Below are 19,951 nucleotides of genomic sequence, written 5' to 3' on the forward strand. Positions count from 1 at the left end.
CTCCTGGTTGTCTGTCGCATTGCCGGGATGCAGGAACGGGCAGTCATGCGACCTTGAGCTGCCCTGTCTCTCCGTGCCTGTCTTCGCGAACCATGTCGGCGGCCTTCTCGGCCATCATCACCACGGGCGCATTGGTGTTGCCCGAGACCAGGGTGGGCATGACCGAGCAATCGACCACGCGCAGCCCGGCCATGCCATGCACGCGCAGGCGCGCATCGACCACGGCCAGGGCGTCGCTGCCCATGCGGCAGGTGCCGCTGGGGTGGAAGATGGTGGCGCCGTGGTTGCGGCAGAACTCCAGCAGCTCCGCATCGCTGTGCGCATCGGGGCCGGGCTTGACCTCGCGCTTCACGAAGGGGCGCATGGCCGGTGTGTCGGCAATGGCGCGTGCCGCGCGCACGGCCGCCACGTTGGTGCGGCGGTCCAGGTCGGTGGCCAGGTAGTTGGGCTGGATGGAGGGCGGCTCGAAGGCATCGCGCGAGCGGATGCGCAACTGCCCGCGTGACTCGGGCCGCAGCTGGCAGACCGACATGGTGAAGCCCGAGTACGGATGGACCTGGCCGCCTGCCATGTCGGCCGACAGCGTGGAGACGTGGAACTGGATGTCGGGCGTGGCGGCCACGGGCCGGCCCTGCTCGTCCCTGAGCGCACGCATGAAGCAGCCGCCCTGGTTGATGCCCACGGCCAGCGCGCCCGAGCGGAACAGCAGCCACTCCAGCCCCAGCATGGTCCTGCCCACCCAGGAATTGAGCTGGTCATTGGTGGTGATGGGCTGGCTGCATTCGTAGCCCAGGCGTATCTGAAGATGGTCCTGCAGGTTATCGCCCACGCCCGGCAGATCGTGCACCACGGGAATCCCCAGGGACTGCGACAGCGCGGCCGGGCCTATGCCCGACAGTTGCAGCAGCTGCGGCGACTGGATGGCGCCTGCCGACAGAATCACCTCGGCCCGCGCCTGGGCCTGGCGCTCCTGCCCGCCTTGCCGGTAGCGGATGCCGGTGGCGCGCCGGCCGCGCAGCACCAGCTGCGTGGCCATGGCATCGGTCTCTATGCGCAGATTGGGGCGGCGCCGAGCCTCGCCCAGATAGGCCTTGGCCGTGCTGCAGCGCAGGCCCTTGTGGGTGGTGAGCTGGTAGTAGCCCGCGCCCTCCTGGTCGCGGCCGTTGAAATCCTCGGTGCGGGGCACGCCGACCTGGCCTGCACCGGCGATGAAGGCCTCGATCAGCGGATGCCGGGCGCCGATGTCCGAGACCTTGAGCGGCCCGTCCGCGCCATGGCCCGGGAAGGCGCCGCGCGCATTGCCTTCGGACTTCACAAAGTAGGGCAGCACCTCCTCATACGACCAGCCCGCATTGCCCAGCGCCGCCCAGTGGTCGTAGTCCTCGCGCTGGCCGCGCACGTAGATCAGGCCGTTGATGGAGCTGCTGCCGCCCAGCGTGCGGCCGCGCGGCCAGTAAATGCGCCGGCCGTTCATGTTGGGGTCCGGATCGGTCTCGAACTTCCAGTTGTAGACGGGGCTCCACATGGTCTTGCCGTAGCCGATGGGCAGGTGGATCCAGGGCGAGCGGTCCGGCGGGCCTGCCTCCAGCAGCAGCACCCGCGTGGCCGGGTCCTCGGACAGGCGCGCGGCCAGCACGCAGCCGGCAGAGCCTGCTCCCACGATCACGTAGTCATAGCTGTCGATGGGGTCCGGCATGCAGTGGCTCCTTTTGAGTTTCTTTTTAAGGAACTATTTGTTCCTTTTGGTGAAACTTATTCGTTGCCGCCGTGGACCGCAACCCCGCGCAAACCCTTGCCGCCTCCTGGCGATCAGGCATGATCGAAAGCGTTTCCGGCCTTTCACACGACACGACACCGCCCCATGCCGCCATCCCTTGCCAGCGCTGCCCCGGACCCCACCCCTGCACGGCAGGACGAAGCGAACTCGGTCTCCGATCGCTCCCTGGCCGTGCTCGATTTCGTGACCCAGGCCGAGGCCCCGCCGGGCCTCATGGACATCGCAGCCGCGCTCAACCTGCCCAAGGCCACGGCCTCGCGCCTGTGCTCCCACCTGGAGGCGCGGCAATGGCTGCTGCGCCATGAGGGTGACCGCAGCTTCTCGCCAGGCCCCAAGCTGCTGAGCCTGGCCGTGCGCGCCCTGCAAGCCGACCCGCGCCAGGCCCTGCGCCATGAGCTGCTGTCCCAACTGGTGGCCCGTCTGGGCGAGACCTGCAACCTCACCGTGCTGGACGGCACGCGCGTGCGCTACCTGGACCGTGTCGAGACCCACTGGCCGCTGCGCATCCAGCTGGAGGCCGGATCGATGGTGCCCATCCACGCCACGGCCAGCGGCAAGCTGTTCCTGGCCCATATGCCTGCGGCCCGGCGCGCCGCCATTCTGGACAGCGTGGAACTCACCGCCTGCACGGCCAACACGCTGACCACGCCCGAGGCGCTGGCACAGGAGTGCGCGCGCATCGTGCGCGAAGGCCACTCCTGCGACCGCGAGGAATTCATGCGCGGCATGATCGCCGTGGCCGTGCCCGTGCGCGATGCCAAGGGCCAGTGCCGCGCCACGCTGGCCGTGCATGCGCCGGAGGCGCGCATGCCGCTGGCGCAGGCGCTGGAGGGCCTGCCGCACCTGAAGGAAACGGCCCAGCGCATGGCCGGCCTGCTCTTCTGAGGCGCTGGGCACCCCGGAAAAAAGGCCCCCACGCTACCCTTGCTGCGCAAGGTCCGCTGCCCACCAGGGGGGCGCTTTATGCCTTGGGGCGGCCAGGCGGCAAAAAAAAGGGCCTCACTCGGAGGCCCTTGTCGTCACTGGAAGCCCAGTGTATGCGGCAACCAGGTGGACAGCGCGGGGATGAAGGTCAGCAGGCACAGCACCACGAAGTGGGCCAGCAGGAACAGCGGCATCTCGCGCGTGAGATCGGTGATGGACACGCGCGTGGCCACCGAGGTCACGAACAGCAGCCCGCCCACGGGCGGCGTGATCATGCCCAGCGTCAGGTTCACGATCACCACCATGGCGAAGTGCGTGGGATCGATGCCCAGGCTGAACGCAATGGGCGCCAGGATGGGCACCAGGATCATCACGCCGGGCAGCGGCTCCATGAAGATGCCGAACACCAGCAGCAGGATGTTCACCGCGATCAGGAACAGGGTGGGCGACAGCTGCCAGCTCACGATCAGCTCGGACAGGTACTGCGGAATGCCCTCCACCGTCAGCACCCAGGCAAAGGCCGCCGAAGTCGCCATCACCAGCAGCACCGAGGCCGTCAGCATGGCCGAGCGCGCCGCAATGCCCGGCAGCGCCGACCACTGCAGCGTGCGGTACACCCACTTGCCGCAGACCAGGGCGTAGAACACGGCCACCACCGAAGCCTCGGTGGGCGTGAAGATGCCGAAGCGGATGCCCACCACGATGAGCACGATCAGCATCAGCGCGGGAATCGCCTTGAAGCTGTTGATCCACATCGTGCGGCCGTCGGGGCGCGGCTCGGTGGAGCGGTAGTCGCGCTTCTTGCACACCCACCAGTTCACGGCGGCCATGGCCAGCGCGATCAGGATGCCGGGGATGAAGCCGGCCATGAACAGCCCGCCCACCGACACGTTCTCATCCTGCAGCGCGTAGATGATCATGCTCACCGACGGCGGAATGATGGGTCCCACGATGGCCGTGCTGGCCGTCAGCGCCGCCGCGTAGGAGCGCGCGTAGCCGGCCTTGTCCATCATCTTGACCATCATCGAGCCGGGGCCGGCCGCATCGGCCAGGGCCGAGCCCGAAATGCCCGAGAACAGCGTCAGCGACAGCACATTGGCATAGCCCAGGCCGCCGCGCAGATGGCCCACGAACTGCGCGGCAAAGCGCAGCAGCACATGCGTGAGCGCCCCGCCCGACATCAGCTCGGCCGCCAGGATGAAGAAGGGCACGGCCATCAGCGGAAAGCTGTCTATGCCCGTGAACATCTCCTTGAACACGATGAGCTGCGGATAGCGGCCCCCCACGAAGACGGCCAGCGCGGCGGAGATCGCCAGCGCGAAGGCCACCGGAAAGCCCAGCGTGAGCAGGACGATGATGGCGATGAAAAGCGTGATACCCATGATGTGCGTTCGAATCAGTTATTCATGGCAGAGCGATGGAACTGACACGCTCCAAGGCAGGAGACACCAAGCAAGGGCCTGGGCCGGCCGCGCCGCCCCGCAGCGAGGGTGTCGTCCCCTGGGGGAAGGCGCGCAGCGACTCAGGGGGGTCATATGGATGCGGCTGCGTCGGCATCCATCTCGTCGGATTCGGCGAACGAGCCGTCTGCGATATAGCCGCGCGCAATGAACAGCAGATGCACCAGCATCAGCACGAAGCCCACGGGCATGGCCGCGTAGACGAAGGAGATGGGAATGTCCGTGGCCGCCGTGGTCTGGAAGCGCGTGGCCCAGACGTACTGCGACGAGGCCACCGCCATCACCGCGCAGAACAGGCCCACGCCCAGCACCACGAGGCGGCGTAGCCACTGCGCCTTGCGCGTGCCCACCGAGCGGTGCAGGTTGTCGATGGCAACATGGCCACCGAAGCGCAGCACCAGGCCCGCGCCCAGGAAGGTGACCCAGATCATCATGTGCCGGGCCACTTCCTCGGCCCAGACAATGGAGTCGCCCGTGGTGTAGCGCAGCACCACATTGGCAAACACGATGCAGGCCATGGCCAGCAGCAGCACGATCAGCAGCCAGCGGTTGCAGGCCACAAGGGCGCGTTCGATTCGGTTGAGCATAGGAGTGGGCGAGGGCAGGAGGGCAGGGGCGAAAAAGCCGCAAGAGCCGCGATAGCGGCAAGGGCCGGGCTGCCGTCGGAGGTCAGATCATCGGCGCGGGCGCCGTGCGGGGCCACAGGTGTTGCCCGCAGCGGGGCGCCCTGCATTGCGGGCCGCAGCCCGCAATGCGTCAGGGGACTACTTGGCGTTGGCGATGGTGTCCAGCGTCTTCTGGCCGAACTTCTTTGCGTATTCCTTGTAGGCGGGCTCCAGCGCCGTGCGGAAGGCGGCCTGGTCCACCTTCTCCACCACCTGCATGCCGTGGCTCTTGGCTTCTTCCACGCCCTTCTTCTCCACCGTGTCCACGAACACGCGCGAAGCGATGGCGCCCGACTTGGCGCCCTGCGTGAAGGCCGCCTTCTGGCTGTCGTTCAGCGTGCCCCAGAACGAGGGCGACACCAGCAGGGCCATGGGCGCGTACACATGGGCGGTCAGCGTCAGGTGCTTTTGCACCTGCCACAGCTTGGCCGAGGCCAGCACCGAGATCGGGTTCTCCTGGCCGTCGATCGTGCCCTGCTGCAGCGCACCGATCACCTCGGGCCAGGACATGGGCGTGGGCGATGCGCCCAGCGTGCGGAAGGCCGTGATGTGCACGGGGTTCTCGGTCACGCGGATCTTCAGGCCCTTGAGATCGGCCACGCCGTTGACGGCGTGCTTGTTGTTGGACAGGTGGCGAAAGCCCTGCTCACCCCAGGCCAGCGCGACCAGGCCGCGCTTGCTGAACTTGGCCAGCAGCTCCTGGCCGAAGGTGCCGTCCAGCACGGCGCGCGCATGCTGCGTGTCGCGGAACAGGAAGGGAATGTCCACCACGCCCACATCGGGCACGAAGTTGCTGATGGCGCCCGTGGAGACGATGGCCGCCTCCACCGTGCCCAGCTGCAGGCCCTCGATCAGCTCGCGCTCGCCGCCCAGGGCGGAGGCGGGGAACTGCTTGAACTTGTAGGCGCCGTTCGTGCCCTTTTCCACCGCATCGGACCAGGCCTGGGCGGCCGCGCCGTAGTGCGAATTCACGGCCAGTGCGTAGCCCACCTTGACCTCCTTGGTCTGGGCCAGTACGGCGCCAGCCGAGGCAGCCGCCATGGCGGCCACGCAGGTCGAAAGAAGGGTGCGGCGGATCATTTGCATAGCGGCAGTCTCACTTGTTGTGTGTTGAAAAATGGCCCCCACGCTCCCCTTGCAGGGCAAGGTCAGTGGCTACCCCGCAGGGAGCCGTTTTTCATCCTGGGGCGGCCCGGCGATGAAAAAAAGAGCCCATGGATTGTAGTGACCACTCCCCTTGTGGCGACCACGTACAAAGCGCTCGTCATGTGCGTTGAGGTGCATCTGATTTGGCGATGTCGTGGGCAGCGACCGGCATATCAACCAATGGACAGACGCACCGGCTTTCCCACGCGGCTCAACATTTCAACCAGGGCATCAATGGTGAACTTTGCAGTCTTTCTGTTCACTACATCCGAGATGCGCGGGCGGGACACCATCAGGATCTCCGCCGCGTCTGACTGCTTCAGGTGATGCTGTGCAATCCATTGCGCCAGCTCCGCCATCAGCTGCTCCTTGAGAAGATGGGTGTCGTTGATCTGCTGGCGCGATGCAGCTTGCAGCTTCAATGCCTCGTCTTCAGGAAAGCCCAGCTCCAGAAAGAGGTTTGCCTTCGCCTTGGTCACATGGCGGATTTCTGTATCGATCTTCATTTGTTGGCCTTTCTCATGTGGACCACGGCACGGTAGCGCGCCGATGCGATGTCCTTGTCGTGCCGGCTTGTCACCTGTGATTTCTTCTGGAAGCAGTGCAATACATAGACCGCTTCCTCGAACTTGGCCACATACATCACCCGGAACGCTCCGCTGGCGTCCCTCACGCGGATCTCCCGTGTCCCGGCGCCCACGTCGTCGAAGGGTTTCCAGTCCTCCGGTTCCTGGCCTGCCTGAACCTTGCTCAACTGAAAGCCCGCATCTCGCCTGGGGCCTGCGGGAAAGTCCCGCAGATCGTCGTATGAGGATCCGACCCAGCGGATGTCTTTGTCCTGCTCCATGGAAGATCCTTGTATAAAATTTTATACAGGCATGCCGAAGGCGTAAAGCGGCTGTATGGCCTTTCGAGTGCGTGCATCAAAGCAAAAACGCCCGAGGCGCAGGCATCGGGCGTTTTGCGTCATGGCAGGGGTGCCGTCTTCGTGCGCACGGCTCAGCGTGCCCCGATCCGCTCGAACTCGTTCTCCACCGCCGCATGCGCCTTCAGGATGCTTTGCGAAGGCGCAGGGCCCATGCGGCTGACGACCACCGTGGCCAGCCAGGCCAGGATGAAGCCGGGGATGATCTCGTACAGGCCCAGCCAGCCGAACTGCTTCCACACCAGCACCGTCACGGCGCCGGTGATGATGCCGGCCAGCGCGCCGCCGCGCGTCATGCGGCTCCAGAACAGCGACAGGATGATCACCGGGCCGAAGGCGGCGCCGAAGCCGGCCCAGGCGTAGCTGACCATGCCCAGCACCTTGGAGTCGGGATTGCTGGCGATGGCGATGGCGATCAAGGCCACCAGCAGCACCATGGCGCGGCCGATCCAGACCAGTTCGATCTGGCTGGCGTTCTTGCGCAGGAAGGTGCGGTAGATGTCTTCGGTCAGCGCGCTGGAGCACACCAGCAGCTGGCACGACAGCGTGCTCATCACGGCCGCCAGGATGGCTGCCAGCAGCGCGCCCGAGATCCAGGGGTTGAACAGCTGCTTGGTGATCTCCATGAACACCGTCTCGGCATTGGCGTTCACGGCGGCGGCGCCACCGGGGTTGGCCGCGAAGTAGGGGATGCCGATGAAGCCCACGGCCACGGCGCCGGCCAGGCACAGGATCATCCAGGTCATGCTGATGCGGCGGGCCGAGGGAATGGTCTGCACCGACGATGCCGCCATGAAGCGCACCAGGATGTGCGGCTGGCCGAAGTAGCCCAGGCCCCAGGCCAGCAGCGAGACCACGCCCACGAAGCTGGCGCCACGGAACAGGTCGAACTTCTCTGCCGCCACGATGGCGTGCAGGTCCTGGCCCGGCTGCAGATGGCCCTGCACGGCCAGCCAGGCGATCACGGGCGCCAGGATCAGGGCCGTGATCATCAACGATGCCTGGATGGTGTCCGTCCAGCTCACGGCCAGGAAGCCGCCGATGAACACATAGGCGATGGTGCACAGCGCGCCCACCCACAGGGCCGTGCTGTAGGGCATGCCGAACATGTTCTCGAACAGGCGCGCTCCCGCCACCACGCCCGAGGCGCAGTACAGCGTGAAGAACACCAGGATCACCACGGCCGTCACGATGCGCAGCACGCTGGAGTGGTCCTCGAAGCGGTTGGCCAGGTAGTCGGGCAGCGTCAGCGCATTGCCGGCGCGCTCGGTGTACAGGCGCAGCCGCGCCGCCACCAGGCGCCAGTTCAGGTAGGCGCCCAGGATCAGGCCGATGGCGATCCAGGCTTCCGACAGGCCGGACAGGTAGATGGCGCCGGGCAGGCCCATCAGCAGCCAGCCGCTCATGTCCGAGGCACCGGCCGACAGCGCCGTCACGAAGCTGCCCAGGCTGCGGCCGCCCAGGATGTAGTCGGAAAGATTCTTGGTGCTGAAGTAGCCGATGGCGCCGATGCCGAGCATGGCGACCAGGTAGATGGCGAACATGATCGCCGTCGGGTCGTTCCAGTTGAATTGCATTGAAGTGTCCTGCGTTGGTCGTGTTTTTTCGGGTGGTGCGGGGCGCTTGCCAGGGGCCGGTTGTGCCGGCCCCGGCGGTTCAAGCCATGGTCATCAGTTGAGCGTTTCCGCCTGCGGCAGCGGTATTGGTGCTGATGGATTGCTCGTGGAACAGCGCGGCCAGGTCATAGCCGCGGCCCGCGTGCAGCTCGTCGCTGTTGCGGCTTTCCACGCGCACCAGGGCGCCGTCGCGCGCGGCGACCTGGGCGCAGACCTGCAGCAGGGCGTCGCCATCGCCCTCGAACAGCAAGGCCGCCATGGGCGCTGCCGAATCGCCCAGGGAGTCGGCGCTGGCGCTGTGCAGCCATGGCACACCGGCATCGCCCGCAGCGGCGCGCAGCGCCTGCCAGGTGGCGGCGCAGCCGCTGTCGGCGCCTGTTCCGTTGTCGGGCAGCACCGCATGGCAGGCGTTGCCGCTGGCCAGGGCTGCTGCCACCTGGGCCACCAGGCCCAGCGGCGTACGCGGCAGTGCCCAGACGGGGCCGCGCGGCAGCAGGCGGTAGCGGTTGGATTCGCCCGTGGGGCCGGGCAGCGGCATGGCCGCGTCCAGGCGCGATGCGGAGGCTGCCGCATCGCAGGCGGCCAGGGCCTGCACCTGCTCGTCGGCGGACATGGCATCCGGCGGCGCCTTGGACAGTGTCTCGCGCAGCAGGCCCAGCAGCTGCAGCGGCGCCTGGACGGGCGACTCCGCCCGTGCGAAGACCGACAGCGCCGCGCTGGCAGGCCCCTGCACCAAGCGGTGCAGATACAGCGGGCCGCCGGCCTTGGGGCCCGTGCCCGACAGGCCCATGCCGCCAAAGGGCTGCACGCCCACCATGGCGCCGATCACATTGCGGTTCACATAGATGTTGCCCGCATGCACGCGCTGGGTGAGGTGGGCAATGGTCTCGTCGATGCGGCTATGCACGCCGAAGGTCAGGCCGTAGCCGGTGGCGTTGATGCCATCGACCAGCGCGTCCAGCTGCTCACGCCTGAAGCGGATCACGTGCAGCACGGGGCCGAAGACCTCGCGCTGCAGGCGCTCCGTGCTGTCGATCTCGATGAGGGCGGGTGCCACATAGTGGCCGTTGAGCACGCCGTCCTTGCGCTCCACGCGGGTGACCTTCTGGCCCGCTGCGGCCATCTGCTCTATGTGCTCCTCGATCTGGCGGCGTGCCGCGTCGTCGATCACGGGGCCCACATCGGTGCTCAGGCGGTCGGGGTTGCCCAGCGTCCACTCCTGCAGCGCATCGCGCAGCATGGTCAGCGTGCGGTCGGCCACCTCTTCCTGCAGGCACAGCAGACGCAGGGCAGAGCAGCGCTGGCCGGCCGAATCGAAGGCCGAGGCCAGCACATCGGCCACCACCTGCTCGGCCAGGGCCGAGGAGTCCACCACCATGGCGTTCTGGCCGCCGGTCTCGGCAACCAGCGCAATGGGGCGGCCTGCGGGCGACAGGCGGCGCGACAGCTGGCGCGCAATCAGGCGTGACACCTCGGTGGAGCCCGTGAACATCACGCCGGCCACCAGCGGATGCGCCACCAGGGCGGCGCCCACGGTCTCGCCCGCACCGGGCACCAGCTGCAGCGCATCGCGCGGCACGCCGGCCTCGTGCAGCAGGGCCACCATGGCGGCGGCCGTCAGCGGGGTCTGCTCGGCGGGCTTGGCCAGCACGGTATTGCCGGCAGCCAGGGCTGCGGCCACCTGTCCGCAGAAGATGGCCAGCGGAAAATTCCAGGGGCTGATGGCCAGCACCACGCCCAGCGGGCGCTGCGTGGCGTTGTCGAAATGCGCAGCCACCTGGGCGCCGTAGTAGCGCAGGAAGTCCACCGCCTCGCGGATCTCGGCCACCGCGTTGGGCAGGGTCTTGCCGGCCTCTCGCATGATCAGGCCCATCAGCGGCTGGCTGCGCTGCTCCAGCAGATCGGCGGCGCGGGCCAGCGCATCGGCGCGGGCGGCAGCAGGCGTGCCGGCCCAGATCGGCGCGGCCTGGGCGGCGCGGGTGGCGCAGGCCTCGGCCTCGGCAGCGGTGGCCTCGCGCACCCAGCCCACGATGTCGGACAGCTCGGCCGGATTGCGCATGGCCTGCCAGCCCTCGGCACGCGCCGGGTCGGCAGGCAGGTCGGCCTCTGCGGGCGCGGCCAGATAGGTCTGGCGCGTGCTGTGCAGCAGTGCGGCGGCCAATGAGGCCAGCTGCTGCTCGTGCGCCAGATTCAGGCCCTGGGAATTGGCGCGGGCCTGCGCGTCTTTCTCGCCCTGCCGTGCAAACAGGTCGGCCGGCAGTGCAATGCGCGGGTGCGGCGCACCCAGCCGGCCTTCAACGCGGGCGATCTTCATCACCTCGTCCACCGGGTCGGCCACCAGCTCGGAGACCGGCACGGAGGCGTCGCCGATGCGGTTCACGAACGAGGTGTTGGCACCGTTTTCCAGCAGGCGGCGCACCAGATAGGCCAGCAGCGTCTCATGGCTGCCCACGGGCGCATAGATGCGGCAGGGGCGGGCCAGCTTGCCTTCGGAGGCCGGGCCCGTCACCTGTGCGTACAGCGGCTCGCCCATGCCGTGCAGGCACTGGAACTCGTACTGGCCGCTGTAGTAGCTGCCGCCCACAGCCTGGGCCATGTGGTAGATGCTGGCCAGCGTCTGCGCGTTGTGCGTGGCGAACTGGGGGTAGACGGCGTCGGGCGCATCCAGCAGCTTGCGCGCGCAGGCCAGGTAGCTCACGTCCGTATAGACCTTGCGCGTATAGACGGGGTAACCGGCCTGGCCGCCTTCCTGGGCGCGCTTGATCTCGCTGTCCCAATAGGCGCCCTTGACCAGCCGCACCATCAGGCGGCGGCGGCTGCGGCGGGCCAGGTCCACCAGGTGGTCCAGCACCTGCGGGCAGCGCTTTTGATAGGCCTGCACCACGAAGCCTATGCCGTTCCAGCCCTTGAGCGAGGGCGCCGCGCACAGCGACTCCAGCAGGTCCAGCGACAGCTCCAGCCGGTCGGCCTCTTCGGCGTCGATGTTCATGCCGATGTCGTACTGCTTGGCCATCTCGGCCAGCCGCAGCACGCGCGGCAGCAGCTCGGCCATCACACGCTCGTACTGCGCGCGGCTGTAGCGCGGGTGCAGGGCCGACAGCTTGATGGAGATGCCCGGCCCCTCGAAGATGCCGCGCCCGTTGGACGCCGCGCCGATCGCGTGGATGGCCTGCTCGTAGGCCTGCAGGTAGCGCTGCGCATCCGCCTCGGTGGCGGCCGCCTCGCCCAGCATGTCGTAGCTGTAGCGAAAGCCCTGCTTTTCATAGGCGCGGCTGTTGGCCAGCGCCTCGGCGATGTCCTGGCCCGTCACGAACTGCTCGCCCATCAGCTTCATGGCGCGGTGCACGCCCTGGCGGATCAGGGGCTCGCCGCCCTTGCCGATCACGCGCGTCAGCGCCGAAGACAGGTTCTTCTCGCTGCTGGTGGATGTGAGCTTGCCCGTCAGCACCAGGCCCCAGGCCGCCGCGTTCACGAACAGCGAGGGCGAGCGGCCCACATGGGCGCGCCAGTCGCCCTTGCTGATCTTGTCGCGGATCAGCGCATCGCGCGTGGCACGGTCGGGAATGCGCAGCAGCGCCTCGGCCAGGCACATCAGCGCCACGCCTTCCTGGCTGGACAGGGAAAACTCCTGCACCAGCGCCGCCACGCCGCTGCCGGCCGGCGCATCGCGCAGGCCCTGTACCAGCCGGGTCGCCAGCTCGCGCACCCTGTCGGCCTGCTGGGCATCCTGGGCGCGTGCCAGCGGCAGCAGCACGGGCAGGCACTCGGGCTCGGGCCGGTGCCAGGCGGCCGTGATCGCGGCGCGCAGCGGCGTCTGCGGCAGGATGGATTGGGCGAATTCCAGAAAGGGTTGCACCTCTTGGCTGGCGTTGGGTTGCGCTTCTTCCAGCGCCACATCGCCCTGGCTGTCGCCCGCGCTGGACAGCCGGATGGTGGTCGCGCCGCGCTCCAGGGCATCGACGTACTGGACAACCGCCTGCTTGATCAGCCAGTGCGGTGTGCGCCCTATCTGCTGGGCGGCGATGCGGATGCGCTCGCGCAGAGCGTCATCAACCTTGATGCCTACGGTGGTGGACATGGTGTGCCAGTGAGGAATGGAAGAGGTGGGAAATGCGAATGGAGATGCACCATGAAGAAGACATGGTGCAACCTTGCTTGGTTGAAATGTCGCAGAGGTTGCGACGTTTTTGGACTGGGGTTAACCCTTTTGTCTCGTGGCCCAAGCCGATACCGCCGTGTTACGGCCGTGCTGCGACCGGCCTACTGGTAGTCGATGGTGAAGGTCGCCAAGGCATTTGCACTGCCACCGCCGCTCACGGTATTCCTGATTTGCCGGTAGCGCGCCTCCAGGTCGATCTGGAAATTTGCCGTGCCCTGCGAAATCGTGCCCGCCTGCCAGCCGTTGGCTGCGCCAAAGCCCTGGATCGCGCCATTTCTCAGCACCTCCACGCCAACGCCGCTGACCTGCGAGCCGGTCAGCGCCAGCACTGAGGGGACTTGCGTGTCCGTCGTGCCCGACAGCGTCACGAAAGGCTTGATCTGGGTGTTCGGGTCGCCGCCGGAGCAGCTCAGCTCGATGGAGAAGGGCACCTTGTCCGTGGTCGCACCCAAACCCGTGAAGCGTGTGTCGGGATGCGTGCCCAGCGGTACGCTGATGCTGTCCGACACCAGCGTGCAGGTGGGATTGGTGGGGACCAGGGTGACACCGGAGAAAACGTATTGCGCGGCGAGTGCTCCGGCAATTTTCATTTCCATGTATGGTCCTGCCAGTTGGATATCTCCAAAAATAGTACTGATGGGTCCTGTTTTTATGAATTCTATTGTAATGATGAAATTTTCTCCCTCGGGAATGGGATACGAATTTGTTAGTATGGGCAGTTCGTTGGGAATTGTTCCAATCCCCTTCATCGATATTCGCAATCCTATTCCGGAGACATTGCTGGGGTAGATTCTGACATCAGGTGCTCCAATTCCTGAAAATGAAGGTCTGCTAGCGCCGGAGCAAACCACTTGCGCAATTATTGATGAATGAGTCTTGTTGTTGACTACTGGTTTAATCGGAATTGTTGCAAACACTTTGCCGTTTGGTTCGGAGTTTATGTTGATGGGTAAACTCAGGACCTGATTCACGGGGTAAGATGCAATGTAATGGTTCTTTCCATCAGTGGTCGGATTGGAGTCAGCCGGCATGCAGATTGCTGCATGGGATGCGGAAATGGTGGAAAAAATGATTCCCATGGAAAATGCGAAAAGCTTGTATATATTCATTCTGGTTCTCCATCTGGAATCAAGGCGCCACTTCGAAAGAACAACGTGGCGTCTTGTGCCGTGTGCCGTTAGCCCTGGCATGTGCAGGCGCATGGCATCTCTGAGGAGTGCAGCGCCTGCTCCAAGGCCCTCGCAAAGGCAGGCTTGGGATCAGTGGCGGTTGAACGAAAGCTGGGCGACACTGGAACTTCCCATGACCGGCTTGATGCCTGGCAGTTCATCCGCAAGGCAGGATGGAGCTTTGGCGATCATTTTCGGCAGCCTGCCCTCAGCAGCGGGGCGACCGGAAGAATGGGCGACGGCGGCCGTGGCCGGGTTCTCTGCGCTGAGGCTCGCGGTGCAGAACGGACCGGTCGGAGCGGCGGCCTCACGGTCAAACTGGTATTGGGCGATGACCACGTCGTCGACCTTGTATTGAAGGAAAACCCCTTTGAGGGGCCCTGCCTGTTTGATCGGGCCAATCTTCACCAGATAGATATAGATGGGAGCATCGGACAGTTCCTGGATGGGAAAGTAGCTCTGTATTGCATTGCTTGGGTCGGTCGGAACAGGCATTTTTCTGAAATCTATGCGCAGTCCTATGCCGGGAATGGAGCTCTCATAAGCCCGGTGCTTCTGGTGAAAGGTGCCCACGCCATACCAGCCAGAGGTTTGGTATTTTGCACAGAACATTGCACCCCCTTTCATTCCAGTATATTTCTTGTTGATGATATAAGGGAGAAAGGCGACGCGGCCCACTACACTGCCGATTGCACGAGATTCAATATCAAACGGCAGTGGGACCTCCAGCGTTCTACTGGGCAGGAGGACATAGTGATTTTTGCCATCGTTGATGGAATTGCCGACTCCATCGTTAGAGCAAAAAGCTTGCGCGTGTGCCTGACCTATGGAAAAAATGAAGAGTACTGAGGACAATGCGATGGCACGGGTAATGGTCATGAAAATGCTCCGTTGCTGAATGAAAAGGCGGTTCTTGGATTTCAATATCGCAGGGCAGGTGACCGGCGGACCGCGTGCAGGAAAGGGGGTGGGCACAGCCATGTACCGCGTCGGTTCAGACGCCGACCGAGGCCTGGGCTTGCGTCGGCGAGTCCCGCAATTCACCCACCAGGCTGCGATCGATCCGCAGGCCAGGGCTGTTGTCTGCCTGGCCGTCCGGCACCAAGGGCGGCTGCGCCTGGCCCGTGTACTGCTTCGCATCGGCCGTGGTGCGCAAGACACTGATGCGCAGGCTCAGCCGCAAATCGCCAAGATGCTTCTCGGCCTGGAAGGGCAGGCTGGACTGGCGGATGGCGATGGGGCGCGAGGTCTCGGCTCTGTGTGTCAGCGCGGCCTGATGGGACGGCGCTGCGGCAAGATGGGACGGCACGCAGTGCAGGTCCATGCTGGCTGGCACACGGGAGCCGGTGGAGCGCTCCCGCGCCGGCAGCGAATAGGCCATGCTGCAATGGGCCGTGCCATCTCCGGCCTTCCACTGGGCGTGCAGCTGCCCCTGGTCCGACAGGCCGCGCAGCATGAGCTTGCCGGCCTGGCCGACCATGCCCAGGTCCTTGCCGCTCTCGTCCGAGACGACGGCGCCGAAAGGCACGGGCGACGTGTCCGCCTGTGTCAGGCGCAGCACGGCCGAGCGACTGTAGGCCGTCCTGAACACCACCATGGCGGCGGCACCGGCCACCGGTGCGACGCGCCGGTTGGTTTCCTGCAGTTTCACATCCATGGACATGCCCTTGGGGTCCAGCGACACCTCGTTCATGGCATAGGGTGTCATGTAGGGCACCACGGCATAGCCCCGTGCATCGATGCGTACACCGGGCGCATTGGTGAGGCGCGCGCCCTCGGCATGCGGGGCCTGCACGATGGCGAAGGTCTCGCCCAGGGGCTGCGACAGCGTGACCCCTCCGGGGTGGGCGACCAAGGCGCCGCGCGCGCCCAGTGACAGTTGCTGGCCGGCCCGGCCCGCGCTCACGCTGCCGCTGAACAGCGTGTACGGGCGGCGGTAGAGGGCATTGGCGCCTGCATTGAGGCGCGATCCCTGGTTGCCGCTGCTGCCGTATTCGGCATTCAGGCCATAGGAGAGATCGCTGCCGACCTGCCCGTAGGTGCTGGCCTGCAACTGGTTGCCGCCGCTCGAGTCATGTGTGAAACGGCTCATGACTCTGGGCTTTCCCGCCCCCAGCGGAATTGTCACCCCTGCGTACAGCTGCGTGCTGGGGCGGCCCCAGGCATCGCGCTGGCGCGAGGCCGACAGGTTGTAGGGAACGCCCAGCCACGAGCTGCTGTAGTTGAGCGTGTAGTCCACGCGGCGGCCCGCGCGGTTCCAGTAGTTGTCCATGGAGGCGGAAATGCTCAGGTTGCCGCCTTGCTCGCCCAGGCGCTGGCTCAGTGTCATTGCGGCGCGCGTGCGCGGGCGCGACAGCAGGGGCGGTGCGCCGCTGGCAGCGGGCCGGGTCAGGTCGCGCGCCCGCATGGCCTCGTTGATGCCGAAGAACCCGTTGGTGGAATAGCGGTAGGCCGCCAGGGTGATGCCCGTGCCGGACTCCGGGAAGGTCTTGGCGTAGGTGACTCTCAGGCTTTGTCCTGAGTAGCTGCGGTCATGGGGGATACGGGTGTTGGCGTGTGTGAGGTCCAGGCCAAAGGCACCCCATGGTGTATTGAACACGGCGCCCACCGTGGGCGAGAAATAGCCCTTGGCCACCGTGGCGCCGCCATAGGCCGTGAGCATGTTCGAGAAGCCGTACTGCCAGCCTGCCTGCGAGAAGAACGGAGCGCTCTCACGCAGGCCGCGCACCGCGCCCGCTGTGAGGCTGTAGCGGTGCTGGCCCTCGCGCAGCGAACGAGGAACGGCCGCATAGGGCACCGAGAAGGAACGCACGGAGCCGTCAGCCTCCTCGATGTCCACCTGCAGGTCGCCGCCATAGCCGGTGGGGTACAGGTCATTGATCACGAAGGCGCCCGGTGCCACCGTGGTCTCTTGCAGCTTGATGCCGTTCTGGCGGATAACCACCCGGGCGTTGGAATTGGCCACGCCGCGCACCACGGGCGCGAAGCCGCGCTGCGACTCGGGCAGCATGCGGTCGTCCGTGCGCAGCCGCAGGCCGCGGAAGGAGACCGAGTCCATGATCTCCCCGTCGGTGTAGGTGTCGCCCAGGATCAGTTGCGATGACCAGTCGGCGATGTCGCGCTGCGCATAGGCCGAGATGCTCTGATAACGGCTCGGTCCCTGATCGCTCCAACTGAACGAGCCACTGTGCCGGAAATGCCAGCGCGCATAGTTGAAGCCGCTGTTCAGGCCCAGGTAGCCCTGGGTGCTGCTGCCCGCTGGCCCGCCGCGCGCATGGTAGGTGTTGAAGTCATAGCCGAGCGAGCCGGTCGTCACGCCCGCGTTCCACTGCTCCGGACTCACGTAGCCGCTTGGCACGCGCCGCATCAGGATCTGGGGAATGCTCACATCCAGTCGTTGCAAACCTACGTTGAAGCTTGCGGAAGCGCCGGGGACGGCCTTTTCAATGCGCAGGCACGCTGGGTCTCCATCCACAACATCCTCGTTCGCCGGCAGGCTCGCCATGTCAATGTCCATTTGCTCCAGCAGGGACATGTTGAAGCAGGGCTGGGCACTGGTACCCCGACTGCGTTGAGTGAACCGCATCTCGGTGCGGGTCATCCAGTTGCCGTTGACCAGAAGGTCCGGGTTGTAGAGACCCGGTTCCACAGAATTACCCTCTGCAAAACGCAAGACATCAATCCCGTCGCCTCCTCGCAGAAAGCTGCTGTTGAATTCGATGTGCTGTGCGCGTGCGGGCGGCATCCTGCCGGCGGTGTGCTCTGTTTGCGATGCGCGCATATCCATTTGCCAACAGGCCAGTACTGCCAGCAGCAAGGCATGTAGTGGTTTGGCCTTGAACGCGAAACAGCCTGGCTTCCGTACCCTGTCGGCTTTTTTCTTCATAGCAATCCCTCTCGATGGACATGCCTTTTTTTTGCACCTGCTGTGCCGTGCTGCCTACCTCGGCCAGTCACGCGTGACCGGCATGGAGGCTTTCGGTGCTGCGTTAGGGATTCGGCTACCGTCGGCGCCCAAGTTCGACCCTGTGGCCCTCGGCACCACCCCAGTCGTTGAGGCTGGTGTAGACCACGACTGCGTCCGCGGGAAGCTCCTTGGGTAGTTGTTCGTTTTCGGCGGGCTTCTGGAATGCAAACTTTGCCGTTTCTCCTGGCAGCACATGTCCTACATTCATCTTGAAACTCTGGCCAGCTGCCTCTACGGCGATATGGCCCAAATTGGCGACATACGCGGTCGGATTACGGGCCTGAAGTACGGCCTGCCCGTCTCGGGTCGTGCTCGCGGACCACTGCAACTGCTCAGGCGCATCCTTCGGTTCGCCCGGAAGGCCCTTGGGGCGATATATCAGCTTGATGCGCGTGCGAAAGGCCAGTGCGAGGCTGCCCTGGGAGCCTTTCGCGTTCTCGGTCTTGGGCGGCACGTCCAGCACGTTGATCCAGAACAATGACTCTCTGTCCTGGAGTAGGGGCTGGCCGGAATAGATGATGCGCAGCATCTGCTGGTCAGAGGCTTCCAGGCGGGTGAGCGACGGCGCGATCACAAAGGGCACATCTATGCCCTCGGGCGCCATATCTCCATCGCCCGTGTCCAGCCATGACTGCACCAGCGATGGCAATTTCCCTTCATTGGAAATCTTGAGGGTGGCTTCCGTCTCGTCGCCTGAAAATATGACCCGTGTTCCATAGAGGACTATGCTGGCATTGGCCGGGAGGACGCAAATAAGCAATGCGGCCATGGCGAAACAATGTGACAGCAGACTGGATCGGCGATTTTTCACCGGCATAGGAGATCCTGAATTTCTGTATATGAGAGAAATGCCACAGGCATTGGGGGTGAATGCGCCAGCCACCAGAAGGTGGCCGGCGCTTCTCTGAGGCGGTGGACTGCCTATTGATAGTTCATGGTGAAAGTCGCTTCAGCATTCGCCTCTCCTGAGGCAAGGGGCACGGCAGCCACGTAGTACCTGGCGATGTAGTTGAGCGTATTGGTTCCTGATTGCAGGTTGACAGGCGCGGACGGGCCGCTCAGATCCCAGATGGCCGTTGTCGAGTTGTTCTCCAGTAACTGGATGTCGGCCGTGGCATTGCTCGTATTGATGCGGCCGTTCCTGATGGGGCCATCAAAACGGACCGTGGCAGTGGTGGGCTGACTGTTCGCTCCTGGGGTTGAGCAGCCATCCAGCCTGATGGTGATCGTTCTATGATGGGCGGGAAGAGCAACGTTGCCGACGGCGCCACCGCCAGACGTGAAACCGCGTTCATTGGGAGGGACGATACCGAAATCGATCTTCTGGTCTCGACTTCCCAGATTGACGATGCAAGTGACAGGAGAAATATTTCCTGTGAATCTGACGATTCCACTCTGAGTGGATTGCGCATGGACAGAACTCAGTGCAAGCAAGGACAAGCCCGCAACCGAAAATTTCAATGCAGAAAATTTCATATTTATGCCTGATGAAATTGAGTTTGATGAATATGGTGGATTGAAGTAATGATCTTGTTTGAAACTTTCTCTTTGGCGCACCTCCATTTTTGATTTGATATTGGATATTTTTGAATGATTCCAGATATCGATGGCTATAGAGTTGCTGCTGCTGAAAGTTGCAGGTAATATATTTTTTTTATGCGTCAATTGGGTGTGGCTGAAGAGGCTTTTTGGGAATATGAATTGACGGTGGATTGTTCTCGTTGATGACGAAATTTCGAAGAATCAGATTCTGATTCTTGGCAATTTATCTGATCGGCTTATTGTCAACACATGCTCGCTGAAATGAAATTGGATAATTCTGAATTTCGCGATTTTCTCTCTAGGAATTCCCTGATTTTTTGAGCGAATTTATCGGGATTCCCTAGGAATAGTCCTATCTTGTCTTCAATTGCTTACGAATTGGTGATCCGAACTGTGCGTGCGCGGGTCCAGAAATGGCGGGGCAAAGCCTTGTGGGAAGGCTGTCGCCTATGGGGTGGGGGATCTGCGATGCAGCTGATGCCGGCAGACAAGCGGACGATGGTCTTTGCGAGAAGAGCAAGGTCTCGGCTGTGCCGCCCTGCGGCACAAGGCCCGCAGTCAATCTTGCGGGTCTTGATGAACAGCGTTTGGGCAGTGACGA

Annotated in this window: 14 protein-coding genes; 1 reads left to right on the plus strand and 13 read right to left on the minus strand. The window is 64.4% G+C overall.

The genetic code is table 11. The features are described from left to right. Nucleotides 1-43: 43 nt before the first annotated feature. On the minus strand, nucleotides 44-1,696 hold the full coding sequence (locus DTS01S_RS20010) for a GMC family oxidoreductase (RefSeq protein WP_017404600.1): 1,653 nt from the start codon (nucleotides 1,694-1,696) through the stop codon (nucleotides 44-46). Nucleotides 1,697-1,861: 165 nt separating this feature from the next. Between DTS01S_RS20010 and DTS01S_RS20015 the strand changes: the two genes are divergently transcribed. After that, complete coding sequence (locus DTS01S_RS20015) at nucleotides 1,862-2,662, plus strand: IclR family transcriptional regulator (RefSeq protein ID WP_012207743.1); 801 nt, start codon at nucleotides 1,862-1,864, stop codon at nucleotides 2,660-2,662. A 134-nt stretch (nucleotides 2,663-2,796) separates the two neighbouring features. Here DTS01S_RS20015 and DTS01S_RS20020 read toward each other — a convergent pair whose 3' ends face one another. The 12 genes from DTS01S_RS20020 to DTS01S_RS29850 form a co-directional block, all read right to left on the minus strand. Then, nucleotides 2,797-4,083: a TRAP transporter large permease gene (locus tag DTS01S_RS20020; protein WP_016452769.1), complete on the minus strand. Its 1,287-nt coding sequence runs from the start codon at nucleotides 4,081-4,083 to the stop codon at nucleotides 2,797-2,799. A gap of 149 nt (nucleotides 4,084-4,232) precedes the next feature. Continuing rightward, nucleotides 4,233-4,748, minus strand: a complete 516-nt coding sequence (locus DTS01S_RS20025; RefSeq protein WP_013800419.1) for a TRAP transporter small permease — start codon at nucleotides 4,746-4,748, stop codon at nucleotides 4,233-4,235. Nucleotides 4,749-4,925: 177 nt separating this feature from the next. Then, complete coding sequence (locus tag DTS01S_RS20030; RefSeq protein WP_017404599.1) at nucleotides 4,926-5,912, minus strand: TRAP transporter substrate-binding protein; 987 nt, start codon at nucleotides 5,910-5,912, stop codon at nucleotides 4,926-4,928. Nucleotides 5,913-6,145: 233 nt separating this feature from the next. Further along, complete coding sequence (locus tag DTS01S_RS20035; RefSeq protein ID WP_013800421.1) at nucleotides 6,146-6,478, minus strand: helix-turn-helix domain-containing protein; 333 nt, start codon at nucleotides 6,476-6,478, stop codon at nucleotides 6,146-6,148. Continuing rightward, nucleotides 6,475-6,819: a type II toxin-antitoxin system RelE/ParE family toxin gene (locus DTS01S_RS20040; protein ID WP_013800422.1), complete on the minus strand. Its 345-nt coding sequence runs from the start codon at nucleotides 6,817-6,819 to the stop codon at nucleotides 6,475-6,477. The genes DTS01S_RS20035 and DTS01S_RS20040 overlap by 4 nt, the downstream gene beginning before the upstream one ends. Nucleotides 6,820-6,971: 152 nt before the next feature. Beyond that, entirely contained in the window at nucleotides 6,972-8,474 is a 1,503-nt protein-coding gene (putP, locus tag DTS01S_RS20045; RefSeq protein WP_061288582.1) for a sodium/proline symporter PutP, read from the minus strand. Between the two features lie 79 nt (nucleotides 8,475-8,553). Beyond that, on the minus strand, nucleotides 8,554-12,591 hold the full coding sequence (gene putA / locus DTS01S_RS20050; protein WP_061288584.1) for a trifunctional transcriptional regulator/proline dehydrogenase/L-glutamate gamma-semialdehyde dehydrogenase: 4,038 nt from the start codon (nucleotides 12,589-12,591) through the stop codon (nucleotides 8,554-8,556). 182 nt (nucleotides 12,592-12,773) lie between these two features. After that, nucleotides 12,774-13,781: a fimbrial protein gene (locus DTS01S_RS29845; protein ID WP_160310758.1), complete on the minus strand. Its 1,008-nt coding sequence runs from the start codon at nucleotides 13,779-13,781 to the stop codon at nucleotides 12,774-12,776. Nucleotides 13,782-13,931: 150 nt separating this feature from the next. Next, complete coding sequence (locus DTS01S_RS20060; RefSeq protein WP_139223874.1) at nucleotides 13,932-14,720, minus strand: hypothetical protein; 789 nt, start codon at nucleotides 14,718-14,720, stop codon at nucleotides 13,932-13,934. A 115-nt stretch (nucleotides 14,721-14,835) separates the two neighbouring features. Further along, nucleotides 14,836-17,727: a fimbria/pilus outer membrane usher protein gene (locus DTS01S_RS20065; RefSeq protein WP_061288589.1), complete on the minus strand. Its 2,892-nt coding sequence runs from the start codon at nucleotides 17,725-17,727 to the stop codon at nucleotides 14,836-14,838. Nucleotides 17,728-17,842: 115 nt separating this feature from the next. Further along, nucleotides 17,843-18,625, minus strand: coding sequence for a fimbrial biogenesis chaperone (locus DTS01S_RS20070; protein WP_052947257.1), 783 nt, complete (start codon nucleotides 18,623-18,625; stop codon nucleotides 17,843-17,845). Between the two features lie 104 nt (nucleotides 18,626-18,729). Further along, nucleotides 18,730-19,473, minus strand: coding sequence for a fimbrial protein (locus tag DTS01S_RS29850; RefSeq protein ID WP_139223875.1), 744 nt, complete (start codon nucleotides 19,471-19,473; stop codon nucleotides 18,730-18,732). Nucleotides 19,474-19,951: the final 478 nt, after the last annotated feature.

This window comes from Delftia tsuruhatensis NBRC 16741, from assembly GCF_001571325.1.
Lineage (GTDB): Bacteria > Pseudomonadota > Gammaproteobacteria > Burkholderiales > Burkholderiaceae_C > Comamonas > Comamonas tsuruhatensis.